This is a genomic window from Frankia sp. Allo2 (assembly GCF_000733325.1).
In the GTDB taxonomy this organism is placed as follows: domain Bacteria; phylum Actinomycetota; class Actinomycetes; order Frankiales; family Frankiaceae; genus Frankia; species Frankia casuarinae.
In genome coordinates this window covers 68,637-88,638 of record NZ_JPHT01000010.1, presented here as the reverse complement: position 1 = coordinate 88,638, position 20,002 = coordinate 68,637, and the positions used below count along the sequence as shown (strand labels likewise).

At 69.5% G+C, this 20,002-nt stretch carries 18 protein-coding genes and 2 pseudogenes (1 of these 20 running past the window's edge); 1 reads left to right on the top strand and 19 read right to left on the bottom strand.

Annotated elements, in window-relative coordinates; translation table 11 throughout:
• Nucleotides 1-46: 46 nt before the first annotated feature.
• The 4 genes from ALLO2_RS09780 to rpsB form a co-directional block, all read right to left on the bottom strand.
• Nucleotides 47-988 (bottom strand): phosphatidate cytidylyltransferase, encoded by a 942-nt coding sequence (locus ALLO2_RS09780; protein WP_035731326.1) that lies wholly within the window; start codon nucleotides 986-988, stop codon nucleotides 47-49.
• A 138-nt stretch (nucleotides 989-1,126) separates the two neighbouring features.
• Complete coding sequence (gene frr, locus ALLO2_RS09775) at nucleotides 1,127-1,684, bottom strand: ribosome recycling factor (RefSeq protein WP_011437955.1); 558 nt, start codon at nucleotides 1,682-1,684, stop codon at nucleotides 1,127-1,129.
• Nucleotides 1,685-1,960: 276 nt separating this feature from the next.
• A complete protein-coding gene (gene tsf, locus ALLO2_RS09770; protein ID WP_011437956.1) occupies nucleotides 1,961-2,575 on the bottom strand; it encodes a translation elongation factor Ts in 615 nt (204 codons plus the stop codon).
• A 265-nt stretch (nucleotides 2,576-2,840) separates the two neighbouring features.
• Complete coding sequence (gene rpsB, locus ALLO2_RS09765; protein WP_011437957.1) at nucleotides 2,841-3,710, bottom strand: 30S ribosomal protein S2; 870 nt, start codon at nucleotides 3,708-3,710, stop codon at nucleotides 2,841-2,843.
• Between the two features lie 265 nt (nucleotides 3,711-3,975).
• Between rpsB and ALLO2_RS26335 the strand changes: the two are divergent.
• Nucleotides 3,976-5,202, top strand: a pseudogene (locus ALLO2_RS26335) (M23 family metallopeptidase); the annotation flags it as partial.
• Nucleotides 5,203-5,295: 93 nt separating this feature from the next.
• On the opposite strand, the gene ALLO2_RS09755 reads toward ALLO2_RS26335, so the two are convergent.
• From ALLO2_RS09755 to smc, 15 genes and pseudogenes are all read right to left on the bottom strand, one after another.
• Entirely contained in the window at nucleotides 5,296-6,381 is a 1,086-nt protein-coding gene (locus tag ALLO2_RS09755; RefSeq protein WP_023840225.1) for a tyrosine-type recombinase/integrase, read from the bottom strand.
• 87 nt (nucleotides 6,382-6,468) lie between these two features.
• The gene (gene dprA, locus ALLO2_RS09750; RefSeq protein WP_011437960.1) at nucleotides 6,469-7,809 is read right to left on the bottom strand and encodes a DNA-processing protein DprA; all 1,341 of its coding nucleotides are present in this window, start codon (nucleotides 7,807-7,809) and stop codon (nucleotides 6,469-6,471) included.
• A 110-nt stretch (nucleotides 7,810-7,919) separates the two neighbouring features.
• Nucleotides 7,920-9,455: a YifB family Mg chelatase-like AAA ATPase gene (locus tag ALLO2_RS09745; protein ID WP_035731321.1), complete on the bottom strand. Its 1,536-nt coding sequence runs from the start codon at nucleotides 9,453-9,455 to the stop codon at nucleotides 7,920-7,922.
• Entirely contained in the window at nucleotides 9,455-9,811 is a 357-nt protein-coding gene (locus ALLO2_RS09740; RefSeq protein ID WP_011437962.1) for a YraN family protein, read from the bottom strand. The genes ALLO2_RS09745 and ALLO2_RS09740 overlap by 1 nt, the downstream gene beginning before the upstream one ends.
• Nucleotides 9,812-10,111: 300 nt before the next feature.
• Nucleotides 10,112-10,408, bottom strand: a complete 297-nt coding sequence (locus tag ALLO2_RS09735) for a DUF2469 domain-containing protein (protein WP_035731318.1) — start codon at nucleotides 10,406-10,408, stop codon at nucleotides 10,112-10,114.
• Nucleotides 10,405-11,127, bottom strand: a complete 723-nt coding sequence (locus tag ALLO2_RS09730; RefSeq protein WP_011437964.1) for a ribonuclease HII — start codon at nucleotides 11,125-11,127, stop codon at nucleotides 10,405-10,407. The genes ALLO2_RS09735 and ALLO2_RS09730 overlap by 4 nt, the downstream gene beginning before the upstream one ends.
• Nucleotides 11,124-12,182, bottom strand: coding sequence for a signal peptidase I (lepB, locus tag ALLO2_RS09725; protein ID WP_011437965.1), 1,059 nt, complete (start codon nucleotides 12,180-12,182; stop codon nucleotides 11,124-11,126). The genes ALLO2_RS09730 and lepB overlap by 4 nt, the downstream gene beginning before the upstream one ends.
• Before the next feature lie 184 nt (nucleotides 12,183-12,366).
• Nucleotides 12,367-12,723, bottom strand: a complete 357-nt coding sequence (rplS, locus tag ALLO2_RS09720) for a 50S ribosomal protein L19 (RefSeq protein ID WP_011437966.1) — start codon at nucleotides 12,721-12,723, stop codon at nucleotides 12,367-12,369.
• Between the two features lie 220 nt (nucleotides 12,724-12,943).
• Complete coding sequence (gene trmD, locus ALLO2_RS09715) at nucleotides 12,944-13,756, bottom strand: tRNA (guanosine(37)-N1)-methyltransferase TrmD (RefSeq protein ID WP_011437967.1); 813 nt, start codon at nucleotides 13,754-13,756, stop codon at nucleotides 12,944-12,946.
• A 122-nt stretch (nucleotides 13,757-13,878) separates the two neighbouring features.
• Nucleotides 13,879-14,418, bottom strand: coding sequence for a ribosome maturation factor RimM (gene rimM / locus ALLO2_RS09710; protein WP_011437968.1), 540 nt, complete (start codon nucleotides 14,416-14,418; stop codon nucleotides 13,879-13,881).
• 47 nt (nucleotides 14,419-14,465) lie between these two features.
• Complete coding sequence (locus ALLO2_RS09705) at nucleotides 14,466-14,699, bottom strand: RNA-binding protein (protein ID WP_011437969.1); 234 nt, start codon at nucleotides 14,697-14,699, stop codon at nucleotides 14,466-14,468.
• Nucleotides 14,700-15,146 (bottom strand): 30S ribosomal protein S16, encoded by a 447-nt coding sequence (rpsP, locus tag ALLO2_RS09700; protein ID WP_035731314.1) that lies wholly within the window; start codon nucleotides 15,144-15,146, stop codon nucleotides 14,700-14,702.
• 248 nt (nucleotides 15,147-15,394) lie between these two features.
• On the bottom strand, nucleotides 15,395-16,948 hold the full coding sequence (gene ffh / locus ALLO2_RS09695; protein ID WP_035731311.1) for a signal recognition particle protein: 1,554 nt from the start codon (nucleotides 16,946-16,948) through the stop codon (nucleotides 15,395-15,397).
• A gap of 389 nt (nucleotides 16,949-17,337) precedes the next feature.
• The gene (gene ftsY, locus ALLO2_RS09690; RefSeq protein WP_035731308.1) at nucleotides 17,338-18,582 is read right to left on the bottom strand and encodes a signal recognition particle-docking protein FtsY; all 1,245 of its coding nucleotides are present in this window, start codon (nucleotides 18,580-18,582) and stop codon (nucleotides 17,338-17,340) included.
• A 63-nt stretch (nucleotides 18,583-18,645) separates the two neighbouring features.
• Nucleotides 18,646-20,002: pseudogene (gene smc, locus ALLO2_RS09685) on the bottom strand (chromosome segregation protein SMC); it runs 2,312 nt beyond the window's last position.

Below are 20,002 nucleotides of genomic sequence, written 5' to 3'. Positions count from 1 at the left end.
AAGGGGCCTACGAGAGGCGAGACCGGTCGACTGGACCCGGTTTCGATCAGTTCAGGAAGGAAGTGATCAGAAGCCAGGCGACCGGGGCGGTGCACAACAACGAGTCCAGACGGTCCATCAGGCCACCATGGCCGGGCAGCAGGCTGCTCATGTCCTTGATGCCGATGTCGCGCTTGAGCAGAGACTCACCCAGGTCGCCGATCGTCGCGGTACACGCGACCGCCAGCCCGAGCAGAACGCCCTGCCAGGCCTCGGCCTCCAGCGGCCAGGCCAGCACGATCCCGGCGACGATCACACAGGTCACCGCCGAACCGGCGAATCCCTCCCACGACTTCCCCGGGGAGACGGTGGGGGCCATCTTGTGCCGACCGCCGGAGAGGACACCGGCCGTGTAACCACCGACGTCGCTGGCCACCACCGTTCCCAGAAAGGCGACGACTCGCCAGCGACCNTCGGAGGGTTCGGTGAGCAGCGCGGCGAAGCCTGCCGGAAAGCCGATGTAGCCGGCCACGAACGCGGCGCCGGCGACGTCGCGGAGCAGACCCGTGGACGGCCCGAAAGCACGGACCAGCGCCGCCACGCCGATGGTGCCGGCGAGAGTCAGCAGCAGGCCGGTGGTCCCGTCGGCGTACGCGACGACCGGCATGGCCGCCGCCCCGGCAACCAGGGGAAGCAGGGGAACCCGTACCTGCGTCAGTCGGATCGCGCGGACCACCTCGTGGGTGCCCAGGGCCATCGCGGCACTGATCACCCCGACAAAGATCACCCGCAGGGTGAACAGCGGAACGAGGATGACGGCACCGAGAAGGATGCCGACACCGATGGCGGCCGGCAGATTGCGGCCGGCACGTGAGGGCCGGGACGCCGTCCCGGCGGGCCGGCCGTGATTACCGGACCCAGGCGAGGATCCCGGCGGCGAGGATCCCGGCGGCGCGGATGACCCGGACGGCCCGGACTCAGCCACCGCGCGGCCGTCGACAGTCGTCATGGCTGCCCGGCCGTGGGCAGCGACCGCCGCATCGCGTATGCGTCATGCGCGGATCCGGGGACCGTCCAGGCGATTCCGAGACCATGGGAACCGAACATCGGAGCGAGCGGCCGGTATCGAGAACGGACGCGGGAGTGATCAAACCGAGAGAAGATCCGATTCCTTGAGCCGAAGAAGTTCATCCACCTGTCCGACGTATCGGTGGGTTGCCTCGTCGAGATCCTTCTCACCCCGCCGGCCCTCGTCCTCGCCGGCATCGCCGTCCCGCACGATCCGATCGATCGTGTCCTTGGCGTGACGTCGGACGTTGCGGATACTCACCCGGGCTTCCTCGGCCTTGGTCCGAGCCACCTTGACAAGATCGCGACGCCGTTGCTCGGACAGCTCCGGAAAAACACACCGGATGATGGTGCCGTCATTGCTCGGGTTGACCCCGAGATCGGAATCACGCACGGCCTTCTCGATCGCCCCCAGGGACGACTTGTCGTAAGGCGTGATGATCACCATACGTGGCTCCGGGATGTGGAACGACGCGAGCTGCTGCACCGGTGTCGGAGCGCCGTAGTAGTCCACCAGGATCTTGGAGAAGACCGCGGGAGTGATACGCCCCGTGCGGATGTTCGCGAAGTCCTCCCTGGCGACCGAGACCGCCTTCTCCATCTTCTCCTCGGCCTCGAGAAGCGTGTCGTCGATCACCGCATTTCCTTCCGTCTGTTCCTGGTCCGCCGGCGTCCACCGGGCGCCGGTCCTGTCATCACCGCGGTTCGGCCGAGCGCAGCCGAGTTCGTCGTCCCAGGGGCGAAGCCGTCCCGCCCGGTCCCGGATTCGCCTGACCGATGATCGCACAGCCGCCGCCTGCAGTGTGCCCTACCACGACGTCCCCGCCGACCTGGGCCGACACCGCACCCNCCGAGAAGCCTCGGAGCCGACGGCCGCCGGCCACCCGACAGGGAGCCGGCGGTCCGACGACGCTCAGGCCTGGCGGATGTTGAACCGGGAGAACCGACCGACCTCGATCTTCTCACCCAGCGACGCGCCGGCCTGGTCGAGCAGAGCTCGGATGGTCACCTTGCCGTCCTTCACCCATGGCTGGTCAAGCAGCACGCTGCTCTTCACATACCCGTTGACGCGCCCTTCAACGATCTTCGCGATCGCCTGCTCGGGCTTGCCCTCCTCGCGGGCCGCGGCCTCGTAGATCTTTCGCTCCGCCTCGAGGACCTCGTTCGGGATCTGCTCGGCGGTGACGTACAGCGGGTCCGCCGCGGCGATGTGCTGCGCGAGATCGCGGGCGAGTTGCTTGAAGTCCTCGGTCTTGGCCACGAAGTCCGTCTCGCAGCGAAGCTCGACGAGCACGCCGAGGGTGGGCGGGAGCTGCGGGTCGGTCCGATGCAGATAGGACTCGACCAGGCCGTTGGCGGCGCTGCGTGCCGCACGCTTGGCGACCTGCGCCTTGCCCTTCTCCCGCAGCCAGGACTTCGCCTTCTCGAAGTCCCCGGCGTTGTCGACCAACGCCTTCTTGACGTCGCTCATCCCAGCGCCGGTGAGCTCCCGGAGCTTCCGGATGTCAGCGACTGAAATCTCTGCCATGGTGCTCTTCTCGTCGGTGTGGGTCTGGATGCTGTCGTAGTTCTATCGGCCCCGGTCCCGCGGTGCCCGCCGGGCGCCGCGGGAGCGCCCGCCCGAGCGGCCCTGGCTGCGCGCCCGATCCGGTGCACGGGTCCGACCACCGGAACCAGGCCTGACATTCGGGAGCGGTGGTCCCCGACCCGACTCGGGGAACCACCGTCATCCTCACACAATGTCACCGTTGGTCGATCGCCACCACCGCAGGCGAATGAGACGCGGTAGCGGGTCAGACCGCGGTGCCGACCGCGGCGTCCGGCCGTGTCCCGTCCGCGGGCTCCGCCGTCGCCGGCTCCACCGCACCCGGGGCCTCGGCAGGTGCCTCACCACGCAGCAGGGCCTGCTCCCACTCGGCGAGCGGCTCCTCACCCGCGGACTGCTCGGGCTTGGCATCGGCAGAGCTCGAGGCGCCCGCACGGGCCATCAGACCGTCCGCGACCGCATCGGCGACCACCCGGGTGAGCAGGGCAGCGCTGCGGATCGCGTCGTCGTTGCCGGGGATCGGGTAGTCGACCTCGTCCGGGTCGCAGTTCGTGTCGAGAATCGCCACGACGGGAATGCCGAGCTTGCGGGCCTCACCGACGGCGATGTGCTCCTTCTTGGTGTCGACGACCCACACCGCGCTCGGCACCCGGCTCATGTCGCGGATACCGCCGAGGGTGCGCTCCAGCTTGACCTTCTCCCGGGTCAGCACGAGCTGCTCCTTCTTCGTGCGCACCTCGGTACCACCGGTCACCTCGATCTCCTCGAGCTCCTTGAGCCGCTGAAGACGCTTGTAGACCGTGGAGAAGTTGGTCAACATGCCACCGAGCCACCGCTCCTTGACGTACGGCATTCCGACCCGGGCCGCGTGTTCCTCGATTGCCTCCTGGGCCTGCTTCTTCGTCCCGATGAACAGGACCGTCCCACCGTGCGCCACGGTCTCCTTGACGAAGTCGTAGGCGCGGTCGATGTAGGACAGTGTCTGCTGCAGGTCGATGATGTAAATGCCGTTACGTTCGGTGAAGATGTACCGCTTCATCTTCGGATTCCAGCGCTTGGTCTGGTGCCCGAAGTGCACACCGCTCTCCAGCAGCTGCTTCATGGTGACGACGGCCATCGGACGTCGCTCCTTCCCGCCCGGCCTGGGCCGGGACGCCTCGGTTGTGACGGCGCCATCTGACGACGGCAGCCCCTGACGCCCGATTGGTCGTGGCCGCCGCTGTGCGGCGGACCGAGGAGACCCTTCCGATGATCAGATCCGGATCATCGACAGTGGGCGTGCGAACTGGGCCCGGTGGACGGGCCCTGCGATCGATGATACCCGCCGGGCACGAGGATCCATCGGACTACCACGTCGGATCGGATCAACGGACCGGCCGGCGATGTCCACAGAGCGCGGGCATCGACAGCACGCGGCGGGAGTTATCCACAGATCACACGGCCGGTCTANCCAACGGCGTCAAAACGCCGCACCGTGGACGAGGCCGGTCCGCTCCCCCTTCGGACCGGCACAGCGGCGGCCGGACGAGCGGACCTGGACCGGATCCGGCCGCCGCGCCTCCCCCGGACCCGGAGGTGTCACCGTCATGCCCCCTTTGCCACGCTTCGACCCGCTCTGGCTCGTCATCCCGGCGGTCGCCATCCTGATCGCCCTGGGACGGCCCGTCACGATGCCGATCAAGCCACACGCCGACGGGCCACGCCTCGTCCTGGCGGCACGTGATCCGCAACGGAGCACCACCGCCTTGCCCGAGTCCTTGTCCGAGCCTGGGCGGTCTGCCCCGTCCGGTGCGACCGACTCCGCCGGTGGGCTCGGCCCCGGTGACGGATTCCGTACCGAGCCCCGCCACGACGTCATCGAGCAGGCTCTGGGGGTCAGCCAGGTTCGGGCTGTGGTGAGGACCGCGGGCCCACCTCCTCTCAGGCTCACCCCCGGCACGTCGGCGGAACCCTCGACGACACCTGCTCCGTCCACGGCGCGGTCAACGCCGGCGGCACATCCGGCCCCCTCGCCCCCGGCCCCCGCGCCGAAGGCGACCTCGTCACCTCGACGACCGGCGACTCCCGCCGTCCGGCCTCCCTCCGCCCCACGATCCCTCCGGCCGGCGGCCCGCCGGGCCGGGGAACGAACGCGGCCGGCCGTGACCCCGCCGGCCGCTGGCCCGCTGGGCGGCGGAGAAGGGGACGAGCACCCGGACCCGCCACCCGGCGACGTCGGACCGGAGAACTCCGCGGCACCGCCGGCCCACGGCGGCGGGGTCCGGGCTCTGCGATGGCCGTTGTCGGGGGCCGTCACGGTGAGCCGCGGTTTCAAACGCCCGCCTTCGCCCTACGGACCCGGTCATCGCGGAGTCGACCTCAAGGCCTCTCCGGCCGCCCCGGTTCTCGCCGCGGCCGACGGGGTGGTGAGTTTCGCCGGGTCCGTGGCGAACCGCGGCATCGTCACCGTCACGCATGGCGACCTCCGCACGACCTACGAACCACTGACGCCGGCGATCAGCCCCGGAACCGCGGTCCGAGCCGGAGACCTGCTCGGCTGGATGAGCGATGGCCATCCAGGCTGTCCGGTGGCCGCATGCCTGCACTGGGGGCTTCTGCGCGGGATAGACTACCTCGATCCCCTGCTGTTCTTCCGCAGAACTCCGCCCCGCCTCCTGCCCCTCCTCCCAGCAGATCGCTCCCCTGGGTCCCCCGGCCTTGTCTCAGGCTCGGGGGTGAGCCTGCTCGAAGGCCGCGCGCAACCGTTCCGGTGTCACATGGGTGTAGATCTGCGTGGTCGCGAGACTCGCATGGCCGAGAAATTCCTGGACGGAGCGCAGATCGGCCCCGCCTTCCAGCATGTGCGTCGCCGCCGAATGCCGCAGACCATGCGGAGTCAGGCCGGCCGGAGCGACACCGGCCGCCACCCTCGTCGTCAGAATCCGCCGTACCGTGCGCGGATCGAGGCGACCTCCGCGCAGGCCGAGGAGCAGCGCACGCCCGCTACGAGCGGTCATCAGCCGCGGCCGTCCCGTTGATCTCCAGGACCGTAGGGCGGCCACCGCCGGCACACCGAACGGCACGCTGCGTTCCTTGCCGCCCTTACCGAGGACCCGCAGCAACCTTCGGTCGTCATCAATGTGCCCCAGGTCAAGACCGCACAGCTCGGACACCCGGATTCCGCTGCCATACAGAAGCTCGAGAACGAGTGCGTCCCGCAGCTCCACCGCCCGCCGTACGACCCGCTCGGAGTCTGCCGTCGAGTCCGGCAGCCCGGACGGCTGCGACGTGCCCGGGGGCGACACATCAGGCGAAGGGTTCTCAAGGAGCTGACGCGCGGCCGCGGCGGTGAGCACCTCAGGCACCCTTCTGACCGTACGGTTACCCACGAGCCGTGCGGCGACGTCGGTGTCGAGGAAGCCATGGCGCGCCGCATAGGAAGAGAAGACCCGGGCCATCGAGGCGCGCCGGGCCAGGCTTGCCGGCGCCGCCCCGGCGGCGCGCATCGAAGCGAGCCAGCTCCGCAAAAGCGCCAGATCGAGGTCGGCGAGGACCGAACAGCCCATCCGCTCCGCATGAGCGCGCAGGTTAGCGAGGTCGGCGGCGTAGGCACGCACGGTCTCAGGAGATCGGGCCAGCTCCGCGATGAGGTGGCGGAGAAAACCCGCGACCGCCGTGTCCCAGTCGGACTCGGGTGTCTCGACGATCTCGACTGGCCGGGCGTCTGATCCACACGTCGCTCGGGAGCGCTGCCGCGGCAGAAGCCGACCGTCGGCGGGCTCCTCGGCGCTCTCGCCTCGCAGGACCATGAGACGACCGTGGCAACATCGATGGTTCTCGTCAAGACGCCGCGGCGTCCGTGACACTGCACCCGGGGACATTGCATCCGGGCTGACTCAGGTCTCCCCGTCGGGGTTTTCGCCGTCGGGGTTTTCCCCGTCGAGTCCCGGATCCGCGGTACTGCGCGTCGGGGAACGATCCGCCCCGCCGTGGGCGGCACCCGGTTGGGTACCGGACCTCCTGCCGGACGTTGCGGGATGGGACGGGTTCGACGGCGCTCGGCCCAGATCCGTGAGGCGGTAACCGCCCGCCACGTTCTCGACCAGCCCCTCCACCGCGAGTGGGCCCAGCATCGCCAGCACCGCCTCGGGGCGCAGGCCGGTGCGGCGCGCCAGCACGGACACCCCGACGGCAGCGCGGGCCGGCATCGCGTCGAGAAGCTCGCGCACCGCCTCGGACAATCCGTCCCGCGGGCCATTCCCGCTCGCCGGCCGCTGTACGAGCGATCCGATACTCGCGATTTCCTCCCTGATGTCCTCGGCCCCGGTGACCAGAACCGTCTGTTCACGGAAGTCCCGGAGCAGCCGGTGACAGCCTGCGCTCATGGCGCTGGTCACCGGTCCCGGAACGACCATGACGGGACGACCGAGCCGACGGGTGTGGGCGACCGTGTTCAGCGCGCCGCTACGGTGGCCCGCCTCGACCAGGACCGTCCCCCGGGACAGAGCCGCGATGATGCGATTACGGGTGAGGAATCGGCGTCGGTACGGCGGCGTGCCCGGCGACACCTCGCTGACTACCGCCCCGGTACGGGCGATCTCCTCCAGCAGTTCCACATGGGCGGTCGGGTAGGGAACGTCAACACCCCCGGCGAGCACCGCCACCGTCGGTCCGGCTGCGGCCAACGCCCCCCGATGTGCCGCTGCGTCAATGCCGAACGCGGCTCCCGACACCACGGCCCATCCCTGTTCCGCCATCGCAAACGCGATCTCTCCGGCGAGATGCAGCCCGTAGCTGGTCGCGGTCCGGCAGCCCACGACTGTGACCGCCCGGGGTGGGAGCTCGCTCAGGTTGAGCGGACCGCGAACCCACAGAGCCAGTGGAGTGCCGATCATCGAACCATCCCCCGCGTCCCGAAGGCGGTCCAGNGCATCCAGTTCGAGGGGCCACTCGGCGTCCTGGGGACAGACCAGCCGGGCGCCGGCGCGCCATGCCGCGTCCAGGTCCCGAACCGGATCGACACTCGGATGCGCCGCCCGGAGCGCATTCCACACCTCGAACGCACCCCGACGCCTGACCTCGACGGCCACGCGACGATGTTCCGGGCCGAAGACGCGAGCCAGGGCGACACGGGCCAACCGCTCGGGATCCGACCAGTCGCTGTCACCCGGTGCCACCCTCCCGGGCGCGGAAGCGGGATCCGCCCCCCGGGCATCCGGCGGAGTCGTCGAGCTCATGTCCCACTCCCTGAAGACGGCACCGGATGCGGCTTCTTCTGCGGCTTCTTCCTGCTGGGCGACACGGTTCACGTCACGGTCAGGAGCGTCCCCATGGGGGTCTCCCACGCTCATGCCGACCACCCGGGCAATCTCAGATCCAGCGCGGCACCGAACTGCTCGGGACCGGGCGTGCCCCGGCCGGCGAGATCGGCGAAGGTCCACGCCAACCTCAGGACACGGTCGAGACCGCGCGCGGTGAGCAGGCCTCTTTCGAATGCCCGCTCGGCCACGGCCGTCGCCCTCGCCGGCAGCGGCCACAGGCGGCGCATCGCCGGCCCCGGCACCTCCGCGTTGAGCCGCCACGGCGTTCCGGCCAGTCGGACCCGGGTCGCATCCTGGGCCGCGGCGACCCGCGCCGCGACAACCGCGGACGAATCACCCTGGCCACGGTCCGCCCGTAGCTCCGCCCGGCTGGGAGCGCTCAACGCCACCTGGATGTCGATCCGATCCAGGAGCGGCCCGGACAGACGGGCCAGATAGCGCCGACGGACCAGGCTCGGACATTCGCAGCCCACCGCGCGCGGGCCACGGGCCTTCGAACACGGGCAGGGATTCGCCGCCAGAACCAGCTGAAAGCGGGCGGGAAACCGGGTCGTCGCGCGAGCGCGGGCGATCTCGATCTCTCCGCTCTCCAACGGTTGACGTAGCGCATCGAGACTTTGACGGGTAAACTCCGGAGCCTCGTCCAAAAATAGGATGCCCCGGTGCGCCTGACTGGCCAGCCCGGGCCGGATCACCGTCGAGCCTGCCCCGACGAGTGCCGCCGGGGTCGCGCTGTGGTGCGGGCTGCGATACGGCGGTCGGGNGACGAGCGGGCAGTCCGCGGGCAGCAGGCCGGCGACCGAATGGACCGCGGTCACCTCGAGAGCGGCCTCGGTACCGAGGTTCGGCAGCAACCCGGGCAGTCTGTCGGCCAGCATGGTCTTGCCACTGCCGGGCGGCCCCTGCATGAACAGGTGGTGGCCACCGGCCGCCGCGACCTCGACGGCCAGCCGGCCCCTGCTCTGCCCCGCCACGTCCGCCAGATCCCCGGCCTGACCGTCGGTGGAGGCAGCTTCGGTCGTGGGGGCCGCCACGGGCTCGGCGGCGATCTCTCCCCGCAGGAGCGCCAGCACACTGATGAGATCGACAGCGGGCNCCNCCNCCGCGCCCGGTACCAGCGCCGCCTCGGCGGCGTTGCCCGCCGGCACCACGACCCGTTCGACACCGGCAGCCACCGCCCGAAGTACCGCCGGGAGCACCCCGCGGACACCGCGCACCCGGCCATCCAGCGCCAACTCGCCGATGAGTACCCGACGGAGCAGGGCGGCGCGCGGCACCACGCCGGCCGCGGTGAGGATCGCCACCGCCATGGCCAGGTCGAAACCACTGCCCGATTTCGGGAGGGTGGCGGGGAACAACCCGAGCGTGATGCGCCGATCAGGCCACCGTTGGCCCGAGTTCACGATCGCGGCGCGAATCCGATCCCGCGACTCATGCAACGCGGCATCGGGCAGACCGATGAGAGTCAGCCGCGGAAGACCATCGGCGAGATCCGCCTCCACCTCGACGATGTGACCTTCGACCCCGACGACCGCCACCGCCCGGGCCCGCGCGAGAGCCATCAGAACGCTCCCCGGATGTGCTCGACACGAACCGGACCCGTCGAAGGACGGGACACCAGGAGGACGTCGAAACGCACCAATGACGAGGCGTGGGGGTGCTCGGCGAGCCACCGGGCGGCCAGGCGTCTGATCCGAGCCGCCTTGCGACCTACGACGGCCTCGGCGGCCGATCCGTAACGCGTCCCGGATCGGGTCTTGACCTCGCAGAACACCAGGCTCTCACCGTCCTGCACAACAAGGTCGAGCTCGCCCTCGCGGCAGCGCCAGTTACGGTCGAGGATCTCGGCGCCGACCGCCGCCAGATGGCGGGCGGCGACATCTTCGCCGAACCTGCCCAGTGCGTCCTTTGCCCGCATCGCCGCTCCCGTTCGCCGGGGGACGGGTGCCCGCCGGTCGTGACCAGCGTGGACGTGGGCGGGCCGGAGAGCCATCCACATGATCGACATGTGGATGACGAGGGTTTCTCCACAGGAGCGAGCTGGGCGGACATCTCAGCGGGTCATCACGGACTTCGGNGACGGGTCGAATCGCACCGTCGATCCAGGCGACAGCCGACCGGAATGAGGTGCCGATCCGCCGAACATACCGCCGAGACGATCAAGATGCCGAGGCGATCAGGCAGCCGGGCCGGGAAAGCGTGACGCCGAGAGTCGGCGTCAGAGCTCGGCCTTGGTCAACTCCTCGACGTTGATATCTTTAAAGGTGACTACTCGGACATTCTTAACAAAACGCGCAGGCCGGAACATGTCCCACACCCAGGCGTCCCGCAAGATCAACTCGAAGAAGACCTCGCCGTCCGTGCTGTTCCTGACCTCGATCTGGTAGTCGTTCGCGAGGTAGAAGCGGCNCTCGGTTTCGATCACATACGAGAACAGCCCCACCACGTCGCGGTACTCGCGATAGAGCTGCAGCTCCATCTCGGTCTCATACTTCTCGAGGTCTTCCGCGCTCATACAGTCTCCGTGACGCCATGCCGGCTGGTCACAAGCACCCTGTCCTCCAGCCGCAACGATCGTGCTTCCCTCGTCGTCGCCGCATGCGCAGCCACGTTGACGTACGACATCCGATGCTCGTCACACGGTCCGCAGCGCGCCAGCGCCGCCGCGTGGGCCGCGGTGACGTATCCCTTGTGCTGCGCGAAATCGTACTCGGCATAGCGCGTGTGCAACGCACGCATGATCCGGTCCCTCGTCACCTTCGCCACGACCGAAGCTGCCGCCACGCACGCGACCACCCGGTCTCCCTTCACCACCGCCAACGACTCCACTCCGAAACCGGCGACCGCGAATCCATCCGTGAGCACGTAACCCGGGCGCGCAGACAGGCGCGCCACCGCGCGTCGCATTCCGGTGATGTTGGCCACGTGCAAGCCGACCCGATCGATCTCGGCCGCGGAGATGACGACGGTCGACCACGCCGCGGCGGCGGCCATCACGTCCTCGAAAACGCTCTCACGGATCTGCTCGGTCAGGAGCTTGGAGTCAGCCAACCGCGCCAGCCGCTGACGAGCCTCCGGAGCCAGAATCACCGCGGCGATGACCAGGGGTCCGGCGCATGCCCCACGACCCGCCTCATCGACCCCTGCGACCGGGCCGAGACCATGCCTGTTCAGGGCGCGCTCGTAACCGAACAGCCCGGCATCCCGGCGAAGAGCGACACCGTAGTGTCTCATGACGGACCGCGGCGGCGAGCCGTCCCTGGTGCGCGCGTGCGCGTGGATCCTCGTGGCATCCGGCGAGGCCGACGGGTGGCGGTCCACGCCGGAGGGATCAGCACGGCAAGGGCGAACAGGGATACGTCATCCGTGGCCGGGTAGCCCGGCAGCGGCACCACGGCGTCGCCGGTAGAAGACAGCGCGGCGGATGTGGTCGACCCGGCCGACGCACGAGGAGCCGGAGGCAGCACCGACGCGGCGGGAATCCCGGCGAAATCGTTCGGAACGCCCAGGAATCCGAACCGGCCAAGTGGCCAGACACGGACGAAGGCCCGTCCCACCACCGCATGCTTCGGGATCGGTCCGTTCTGCCGGGCATCCGAGGAGGCCCCGCGATGGTCACCCATCACCCACAGGTAGCCAGCCGGGACGGTCAGCGGACCGAACCGCTGATAGTCGTTCTGGTAGACGTACGGCTCGTCGAGCGGATGGCCGTTGACCGAGACTCTGCCCGCGGTATCGCAACACGCGACCGTGTCGCCGCCGACCGCTATGACGCGTTTGATGAAGTCGGTCTCGCTCGGGGCCCCGAGACCCAACAGGTTCTGCGCGCCACGAACGAACCTGCTGAACGCGTTGCTCGGCGGCGGGACGACGGACTCGGCATGATCGAATCCGGTTCCCTTGCCATTGAAGACGACGATCTCACCCCGGTGCACGTCGCGGAAGTGGTAGACGACCTTGTTGACGAGAACCCGGTCGTCAACCAGCAGCGTCCGCTCCATCGACTCCGAGGGGATCCAGAACGCCTGGACCAGAAAAGCCTTGATGAGCAGGGCGAGCAGAAAGGCGATCAGCACAAGGACCGGGAGCTCGCGGAGGAACGAGCCACGGCCACGGGTCCGCGCCGCCTCGGGCCGGGAAACCCGACGACCGGTGGCTTCCGGACCGTCGGGCTGTGCCTGGTCCTTCGGGCCGTCAGGCTCGGCCGCAGGGCTCGGCCACGCACCGTCCGGCTGACCGCCATCGGTTCTTCCCGGTACCCGAGGCCCACTGGGATCGGATGCATTCACGCCGCCACCTCGCAGAATCGACCGTCAAACCTCATCGGACCGGTCGACGTGCCACCAGCCGCACCTTGCGACAGCGTTGCGGACCGTGCCGCCTATCTTCGTCCATCAACGGCGGCGCCACCTGCACGGGCAACCGGCAAGTCGCGGATGGAGAATCCGGACGCGTCACGGGGTGGCGGTGGCCTCAGCGCGCGACCGGCTCACGCTTCTCCTTGATCTTGGCGGCCTTACCGCGCAGCTGACGCAGGTAGTACAGCTTGGCCCGTCGGACGTCACCACGGCTCACGATCTCGATCTTCGAGACGATCGGGCTGTGGAGGGGAAAGGTCCGCTCCACGCCTACGCCGAAGCTGACCTTACGGACGGTGAAGGTCTCCCGCACCCCGCCACCCTGGCGGCGGATGACGGCACCCTGGAAGACCTGGATGCGCTGACGGTTTCCTTCGACGACCCGCACGTGGACCTTGAGGGTGTCGCCCGGCCAGAACTCGGGCACGTCGGTCCTCAGCGACTCGGCGTCGAGGCTGTCCAGGGTGTGCATGGCAGTCGCTTCCTGAAGAGTTGAGATGGATGGTCCGCGGCCCCGGAACGCACCGAGGTGGACAATCCGTGGTCGAGGCCGACCCGGCCGGCATGGGTGGACGCAATCACCGCGAGGTGTCCCGCGGGAAAGACATGCGACCCGAGGCCGCCCGAACCGGTCACGAACCGACGGACACTGCATCCTACTGTGCCACACCCGGGAGAGAGAGCGGACCGCCCTACCCCTCGCCCGGCCCCTCGACGTCACGATGATGGATCAGGCCCGTCCCCTCGGTGGGGGCCGGCAGCATCCGCCCGGCCGCCTCGGCCGCGGCGGCAGCGAGTACGACTCGGTCCGCTTCGGCGAACTCGCGGTGTTCCAGGAGGTCCGGGCGCCGCAACAGGGTACGACGAAGCGCCTGGGAACGACGCCAGCGGGCGATCGCCTCATGATCGCCTGAGCGGAGAACGGGCGGCACCTCGGTCCCCCGCCATACCGGCGGACGGGTGTAGACCGGGCCCTCCAGCAAGCCGTCGGAGAAAGAGTCATCGGCGACTGAGGCGCTGTTACCGAGTACTCCGGGCAGCAGCCGCGTAACCGCTTCGAGAATCACCAGGGTCGCGGCCTCGCCCCCGGCCAGCACATAGTCTCCAATGGAGATCTCGTCATCGGCCCAGGTCTCGATCACTCTGGCGTCGATGCCCTCGTAGCGCCCGCAGCAGAACACCAGCCAGGGCTCGCGCGCCAGTTCTTCGGCGTGGCGCTGAGTGAACGGAGTCCCCGCCGGGGTCGGCACGACGACCCGGGGCCGGCTATCGGCCACTCGTGCGGTGATCTGCGACAACGCCGCGTCCCAGGGCTCGGGCCGCATGACCATCCCCGGGCCTCCCCCGTAGGGGGCGTCATCCACGGTGCGATGAACATCCGTGGTCCACATCCGCAGATCATGTGTATGGATCTGCAGGGTTCCGTGCTCCTGAGCCCGGCCCACGAGCGACAGACGCAGGGGCTCGAGATAGGCCGGGAAGATGGTGACGATGTCGGCGCGCATCGGCTGCTTTCAGAGATATCGGCTCTTTCAGAGATATCGGCTGCCTGCCCAGAAACCCGATCTACCCGCCAGCCGAAGACCGGGCCGAGGGCGCGCAGCCGACTNCCCGCCCAGGACCCGGGTTAATCGAGATCGAGCAGGCCGGGCGGCGGATCCACGACGATCCGGCCGGCGGGGGGGTCGACGGTCGGCACGATGTCACGGACGAAGGGGACGAGATGCTCGCCACCGTCCGGGCCGCCGATCGCGAGCAGGTCTCCCGCAGGGGAGTGAATGATGTCGGTGACGTGCCCCAACAACATGCCCGCCGTGGTCACCGCCCGCAGGCCGACCAGGTCCCGATCCCACCACATCTCCACGGCTTCGCCGTCACCGTCGGCGTCGTCGAGCGGCGATCCCGCCTGATCCGCGTCGATGGTCAGGAGCACGCCGCGCAGCGCCTCCGCGGCGCCACGATCGTCCACCCCGCGAAAGTGAAGCAACAGGCGGCCCGAGTGCCAATGAGCGCCGGAGACGGTGAGCGCAGTCCCCCCCCCTTCGCGACCGAGGACCGCCCCTACGACAAACCTGCGGTGGGGCACGTCGGTACGAATCTCGATCGTGACCTCACCGCGGATGCCATGCGGACGGCCGATCCGCCCGACGACGATCTCCTCAGCCACGACTTCTCGGGCAATCAGGACGAAGCTCGCGACAACGCCGACAGATCCTAACGATCCACATCGACGACGTCGATCCGAAGGCCCCGGCCTCCGACACCACCCATCACCGTGCGCAGCGCACGAGCGGTACGACCTCGCCGACCGATGACCTTCCCGAGATCTTCGGGGTGCACCCGCACCTCCAGGGTGCGTCCACGCCGACCGTTGTTCAGGTCCACCCGGACGTCGTCGGGGTGATCGACGATGCCTCGCACGAGATGTTCGAGGGCCGCCTCCAGCACCTACTGCCCCGCGGCCGGTGCGTCCGTGGCCGGGGCGGCTTCCGCTTCCTCTGCCGACCCGGACTTCTTGGCCTTCTTCGGCGTGGTCGCCGGCCGGTCCTCGGCGCCCGCGGCGGCCCGCGCGGCCGCCTGGAAGATCTCCCGCTTGTCCGCCTTTGGCTCGGCGACCTTCATCGGCGGGGGCGCCGGCAGGNTCTTNAACTTCTGCCAGTCCCCGGTGACCTTGAGGATCGCGAGGACGGGCTCGGTGGGCTGTGCACCGACCGAGAGCCAGTGCCCCACCCGCTCGGCGTCGACCTTGATGATGCTCGGGTCAGACTTGGGGTGGTACTGCCCGATGGACTCGATGACCCGACCATCCCGCTTGGTACGGGCATCGGCCACGACGATGCGGTAGTGCGGCTCGCGCATCTTGCCGAGACGCTGCAGTTTAATCTTGGTTGCCACGGTGGTCGAACGGCTCCAGACATGTCGATGACCACTGGTTTTCCATGGCTGCGCATGGAGCCCCGGTGGTGGGAAGCACCCGCGCCGGACAGCCACTCACACATCTCCCGCGCGACACCGCGAGGAATGAGGGCAGCCACACCGACGCTGGCAGGCAGGGCCTGTATTGAGCTTACAGTCTGCCAGATCGTGACCGCCGCACACGAGCGGGGAGCCCGTGCACCCGCCCCACGGCCGCATCGCGCGGGTCAACGGCCCCCGCGGGGGCCGCGCGGCGGCATCCCACCGAAGCCGTCCTGCTGCCGCATCAGCGCCGAGAGATCCGGCATGCCGTCCGGAAGCGCGGGGCCCTTCGCCGCCCGCTCCTGCGCAGTGGACTTCTGCGCCTTGGCCTGGGCCGCCCGTGCCGCCGGATTACCCTTGCGACTGGCTCCCTTGCCCTTCTTCGCGGCCTTGCGAGCCGAGGCGGCCTTCGCTCGACCCATCCCCCCCGGCATCCCCATGCCGCCAGCCATCTGTCGCATCATCTTGCGGGCCTCGGCGANCCGGTCCAGCAACTGGTTGACCTCGGTGACCGTGACCCCGGATCCACGCGCGACCCGAGCCTTGCGGGACGCCTGCAGGATCCTGGGATCACGCCGTTCCGTCGGCGTCATGGACCGAATGATCGCAACCACCCGATCGACGTCCCGATCGTCGACCTGCGCCAGTTGATCCTTCATCTGGCCCATCCCCGGCAGCATGCCGAGCAGGTTGCCGATCGGGCCCATCTTGCGGACCGCGAGCATCTGCTCGAGGAAATCCTCGAGAGTGAACTCGGAGGCGACCATCTTCGCCGCCATGGCCTCGGCCTGCTCGGCCTCGAACGCCTTCTCGGCCTGCTCGATGAGGGTGAGGACGTCACCCATGCCGAGGATCCGCGACGCCATGCGTTCCGGGTGGAAGACGTCGAAGTCGTCCAGGGCCTCACCGGTGGAGGCGAACATGATCGGCCGACCGGTCACCTGGGCGACCGAAAGGGCCGCACCACCGCGCGCGTCGCCATCGAGCTTGGTCAGGACCACGCCGCTGAATCCCACGCCATCGGCGAAGGCGCTCGCGGTCGCGACCGCGTCCTGACCGATCATCGCGTCCAGGACGAAGAGAATCTCATCCGGTGAGACGGCGTCGCGGATGTCGGCCGCCTGCCGCATCATCTCCTCGTCGACGCCGAGCCGCCCGGCCGTGTCGACGACGACCACATCGAAGACCTGCCGGTGCGCGTGCGCGAGCGCGTCGCGCGCGACGCGCACCGGATCCCCGACCCCGTTGCCGGGCTCGGGCGCGAAGACCTCCACCCCGGCCCGCGCCCCGACCACCTGCAGTTGGTTGACCGCGTTCGGACGCTGCAGGTCGGCCGCGACCAGCAGCGGGGTGTGACCCTGAGCCTTGAGCCAGCGCCCGAGCTTGCCGGCCAGGGTGGTCTTACCCGTTCCCTGCAGGCCGGCGAGCAGGATCACCGTCGGCGGGGTCTTGGCGTACCGCAGCGTCGTCGTGCCGCCGCCGAGGATCGCGACGAGCTCCTCATTGACAATCTTGATTACCTGCTGGGCAGGGTTCAACGACGCACTGACCTCGGCGCCGCGGGCACGCTCCTTCACCGCGGCCACGAAGCCACGGACGACCGGGAGCGCGACGTCCGCCTCGAGCAGAGCCACCCGGATCTCCCGCGCGGTGGCGTCGATGTCGGCATCGGTAAGGCGCCCTCTGCCACGCAGCGACGCGAAGACCTTGTCGAGGCGGCTGGAAAGGGTGTCGAACACGCGCACACACTCCGAGATCGCAGACGGACCGCAGGGACCAGCGTACGCACCCGACGACGAAGGCAGCACACCCCCGTGTCCGATCAACCGACGGCGTCACGCATCGGCCGATCGACGCGGACGCGACGTGCGCGGCCCGGCGAGGCATGCCCGCACGGACGCCGGCCTGGTCATTCACCTGCCGGGTCCGCCCTCTGCGCTGAGGAGGGCGAGACGCCTCGCCGGACGCTCACCCCCCAGCCAGGAGAACACCGAGGAACATGTCGCGGCTGACCGCGGAGCCCCACAGCTCCGCTCAGTGATGAAGCTTAGGTCACATGCCGAACGACCGGAAGGTCTTGACGCTGAGCACGTTGTGGTCTTCGTCGATCCGGCGGCCACTCGATCGATCAGCCGGCTTCGCCCAACAGCGCGTCGACGAACGCCTCCGGCTCGAAGGGAGCAAGATCGTCTGGACCCTCTCCCAAGCCGATCAGTTTCACCGGCATACCGAGCTCGCGCTGCACGGCGATGACGATCCCGCCCTTGGCCGTACCGTCCAGCTTGGTCAGCACGACTCCGGTGAGATCAACCGCCTGCGTGAACACCTGCGCCTGGACAAGCGCGTTCTGACCGGTCGTGGCGTCAAGCACGAGCAGCACCTCGTCGACCGGACCGTGCTTGCCCACCACTCTTTTAATCTTCGCCAGCTCGTCCATCAGACCTGCCTTGGTGTGCAGCCGGCCGGCGGTGTCGATCAACACGGTGTCCACGCCGCTCTGCGTGCCCTGTCGGACCGCATCGAACGCCACCGACGCCGGGTCACCCCCCTCGGCCCCGCGGACCGTGATCGCGCCGACCCGTTCACCCCAGGTCTGAAGCTGATCCGCGGCCGCGGCACGGAACGTGTCCGCCGCGCCCAGCACGACCGTACGCCCGTCCGCGACCAGCAGCCGCGCGATTTTTCCNCAGGTCGTGGTCTTGCCCGTGCCGTTGACACCGACGACGAGCACGACGGCGGGACGATCCGGGGCCGTCGTGCGCAGCGATCGGTCGGTCGTCGTACCGATCTGGGCGAGCAGCTCGTCGCGCAGCATCTCCCGCACATCCGCGGGCGTGCGGGCACCGAGCACCTTCGTGCGTTCCCGCAGCGCGGCGACCAGCTCGGTGGTCGCCGTGACCCCGACGTCGGCGAGGAGCAGGGTCGCCTCCACGTCTTCCCACGCGTCCTCGTCGAGATTGTCGCCGGACAGCAGGGAGAGCAGTCCGCGACCGAGCGCGTTCTGCGAACGAGCCAGCCGCAGGCGCAGCCGGACGAGGCGGCCGGCTGCCGGCGGCGGTGCCTCCGGTGGGATCCGCTCCTGGACCGGGATCCCCGGCGCGGCCGGTATCTCGGCGAGCGGGGCGCCGACGCCATCGCTCTCCGTCGGGGATGGCGGCAGCACATCGGGAAGACCGATGTCGTCGACCGTCCTGGTCGCCGAATCGCGGGGTACCTCGGCGTCGTCACCGACCCCGGGACGGTAGTCGGCGCCCGGGCGCGGGCCTTCCTCGATGGATCGGCGGGGGCGTCGACGCAGGGCCGTGCCGGCCACCAGGCCCACGGTGGCCAGTACGACGACGGTGATGACGACGATCAGGATGAGGAGCTCCACGTACCGATCCTGACAGATGACGCCACAAGGCCGTGGCGCTCGCCCGGCGGGAGGGCGGCGGCGTCAGAGCGCCGCCCGCTCCCGCAGCCGCTGACTGATCACTGTCGTCACCCCGTCGCCCCGCATGGCCACGCCGTACAGGGCGTCAGCGATCTCCATCGTCCGCTTCTGGTGGGTGATGATGATCAGCTGCGACTTCTCACGCAGACCCTCGACGGCCTCGAGCAGTCGGCCGAGATTGCGGTCGTCCAGAGCTGCCTCGACCTCGTCGAGCACGTAGAAGGGCGAAGGGCGGGCCCGGAATATCGCGAGCAGGAGAGCGAGTGCGGTCAGTGAACGCTCCCCGCCGGACAACAGCGACAGACGCTTCACCTTTTTTCCCGGCGGCCTCGCCTCGACCTCGATGCCCGTGGTGAGCATGTCATCAGGATCGGTGAGCACCAGCCGGCCCTCACCGCCCGGGAACAGCGTCGAGAAGACGATCTCGAACTCACGGGCGGTGTCCGCGAACGCGACGGCGAAGACCTCACGCACCCGCAGATCAACCTCCTCGACGACCAGCAGAAGATCCCGGCGGGTGCTCTTGATGTCTTCGAGCTGCGCGGACAGGAACGCGGCCCGCTCCTGAAGCGCGGCGAACTCCTCGAGGGCCAGGGGATTCACCCGCCCCAGCCGGGCCAGCTGCTTCTCCGCGGTGGCGGCCCGGGCGCTCTGCTCGGCTCGATCGAACGGCGCCGCGGTGCCGTCGGGCTCATCCGGCGGGACCAGCGTGTCCGGGCCGAACTCGGCCACCAGGTCATCGGCGTCGATACCGTGCTCCTCCAGAGCCTTGGCTTCCAGGGTCTCCACCCGCAGCCGCTTCTCCGCTCGGGCCAGCTCGTCGCGATGGGCGGCGTCGCGCAGCGCCGCGAGTTCGGTGGCCAGAGCGCGCCCCTGGTCACGCACCCCGACCAGCTCCGTCTCGGCGGCCTTGCGCAGTGCGTCGGCCNCCNCCCGCCCCGCCGCGGCGCGAGCCAGCGAATGGTCCAGTCGGTCGAGAGCGACCTGAGCCGCATCCCCCATCGCCGTCGCGACGGCCGCCTGCCGCTCGCGGACCTCGTGCCGACGGGCCGCCGCGGCCCGTGCCGCCCGCTCGTTCGCCGCCGCGCGGATCAGTCCGTCGGCGCGTCCCTGCAGGCCTCGCACCCGCTCCTCGCTGGTACGGACGGCCAACCGGGCCTCGACCTCGGCGGCGCGCACGGCGGAGGTAGCCGCGACGAGCCGGTCTCGTTCATCCGGAGCCCGCTCCCCCGCCTCCGGCTGCTCCGATGTCGCGGCGAGCGACGCCTCGAGCTCGGTCAACGCTCCGTATGCCCGATCACGGGCTGTTTCGGCCCGTGATCGGGCGCCCTCCAACCGGGCGATCTCGNATGCCGNNNNC

Excerpts from the sequence above, each read along its gene's own strand:
- tsf (WP_011437956.1), bottom strand. The coding sequence starts at position 2,575 with ATGGCAGAGATTTCAGTCGCTGACATCCGGAAGCTCCGGGAGCTCACC.
- rpsB (WP_011437957.1), bottom strand. The coding sequence starts at position 3,710 with ATGGCCGTCGTCACCATGAAGCAGCTGCTGGAGAGCGGTGTGCACTTC.
- ALLO2_RS09755 (WP_023840225.1), bottom strand. The coding sequence starts at position 6,381 with ATGGTCCTGCGAGGCGAGAGCGCCGAGGAGCCCGCCGACGGTCGGCTT.
- ALLO2_RS09740 (WP_011437962.1), bottom strand. The coding sequence starts at position 9,811 with ATGCGGGCAAAGGACGCACTGGGCAGGTTCGGCGAAGATGTCGCCGCC.
- ALLO2_RS09730 (WP_011437964.1), bottom strand. The coding sequence starts at position 11,127 with ATGAGACACTACGGTGTCGCTCTTCGCCGGGATGCCGGGCTGTTCGGT.
- rplS (WP_011437966.1), bottom strand. The coding sequence starts at position 12,723 with ATGCACACCCTGGACAGCCTCGACGCCGAGTCGCTGAGGACCGACGTG.
- trmD (WP_011437967.1), bottom strand. The coding sequence starts at position 13,756 with ATGCGCGCCGACATCGTCACCATCTTCCCGGCCTATCTCGAGCCCCTG.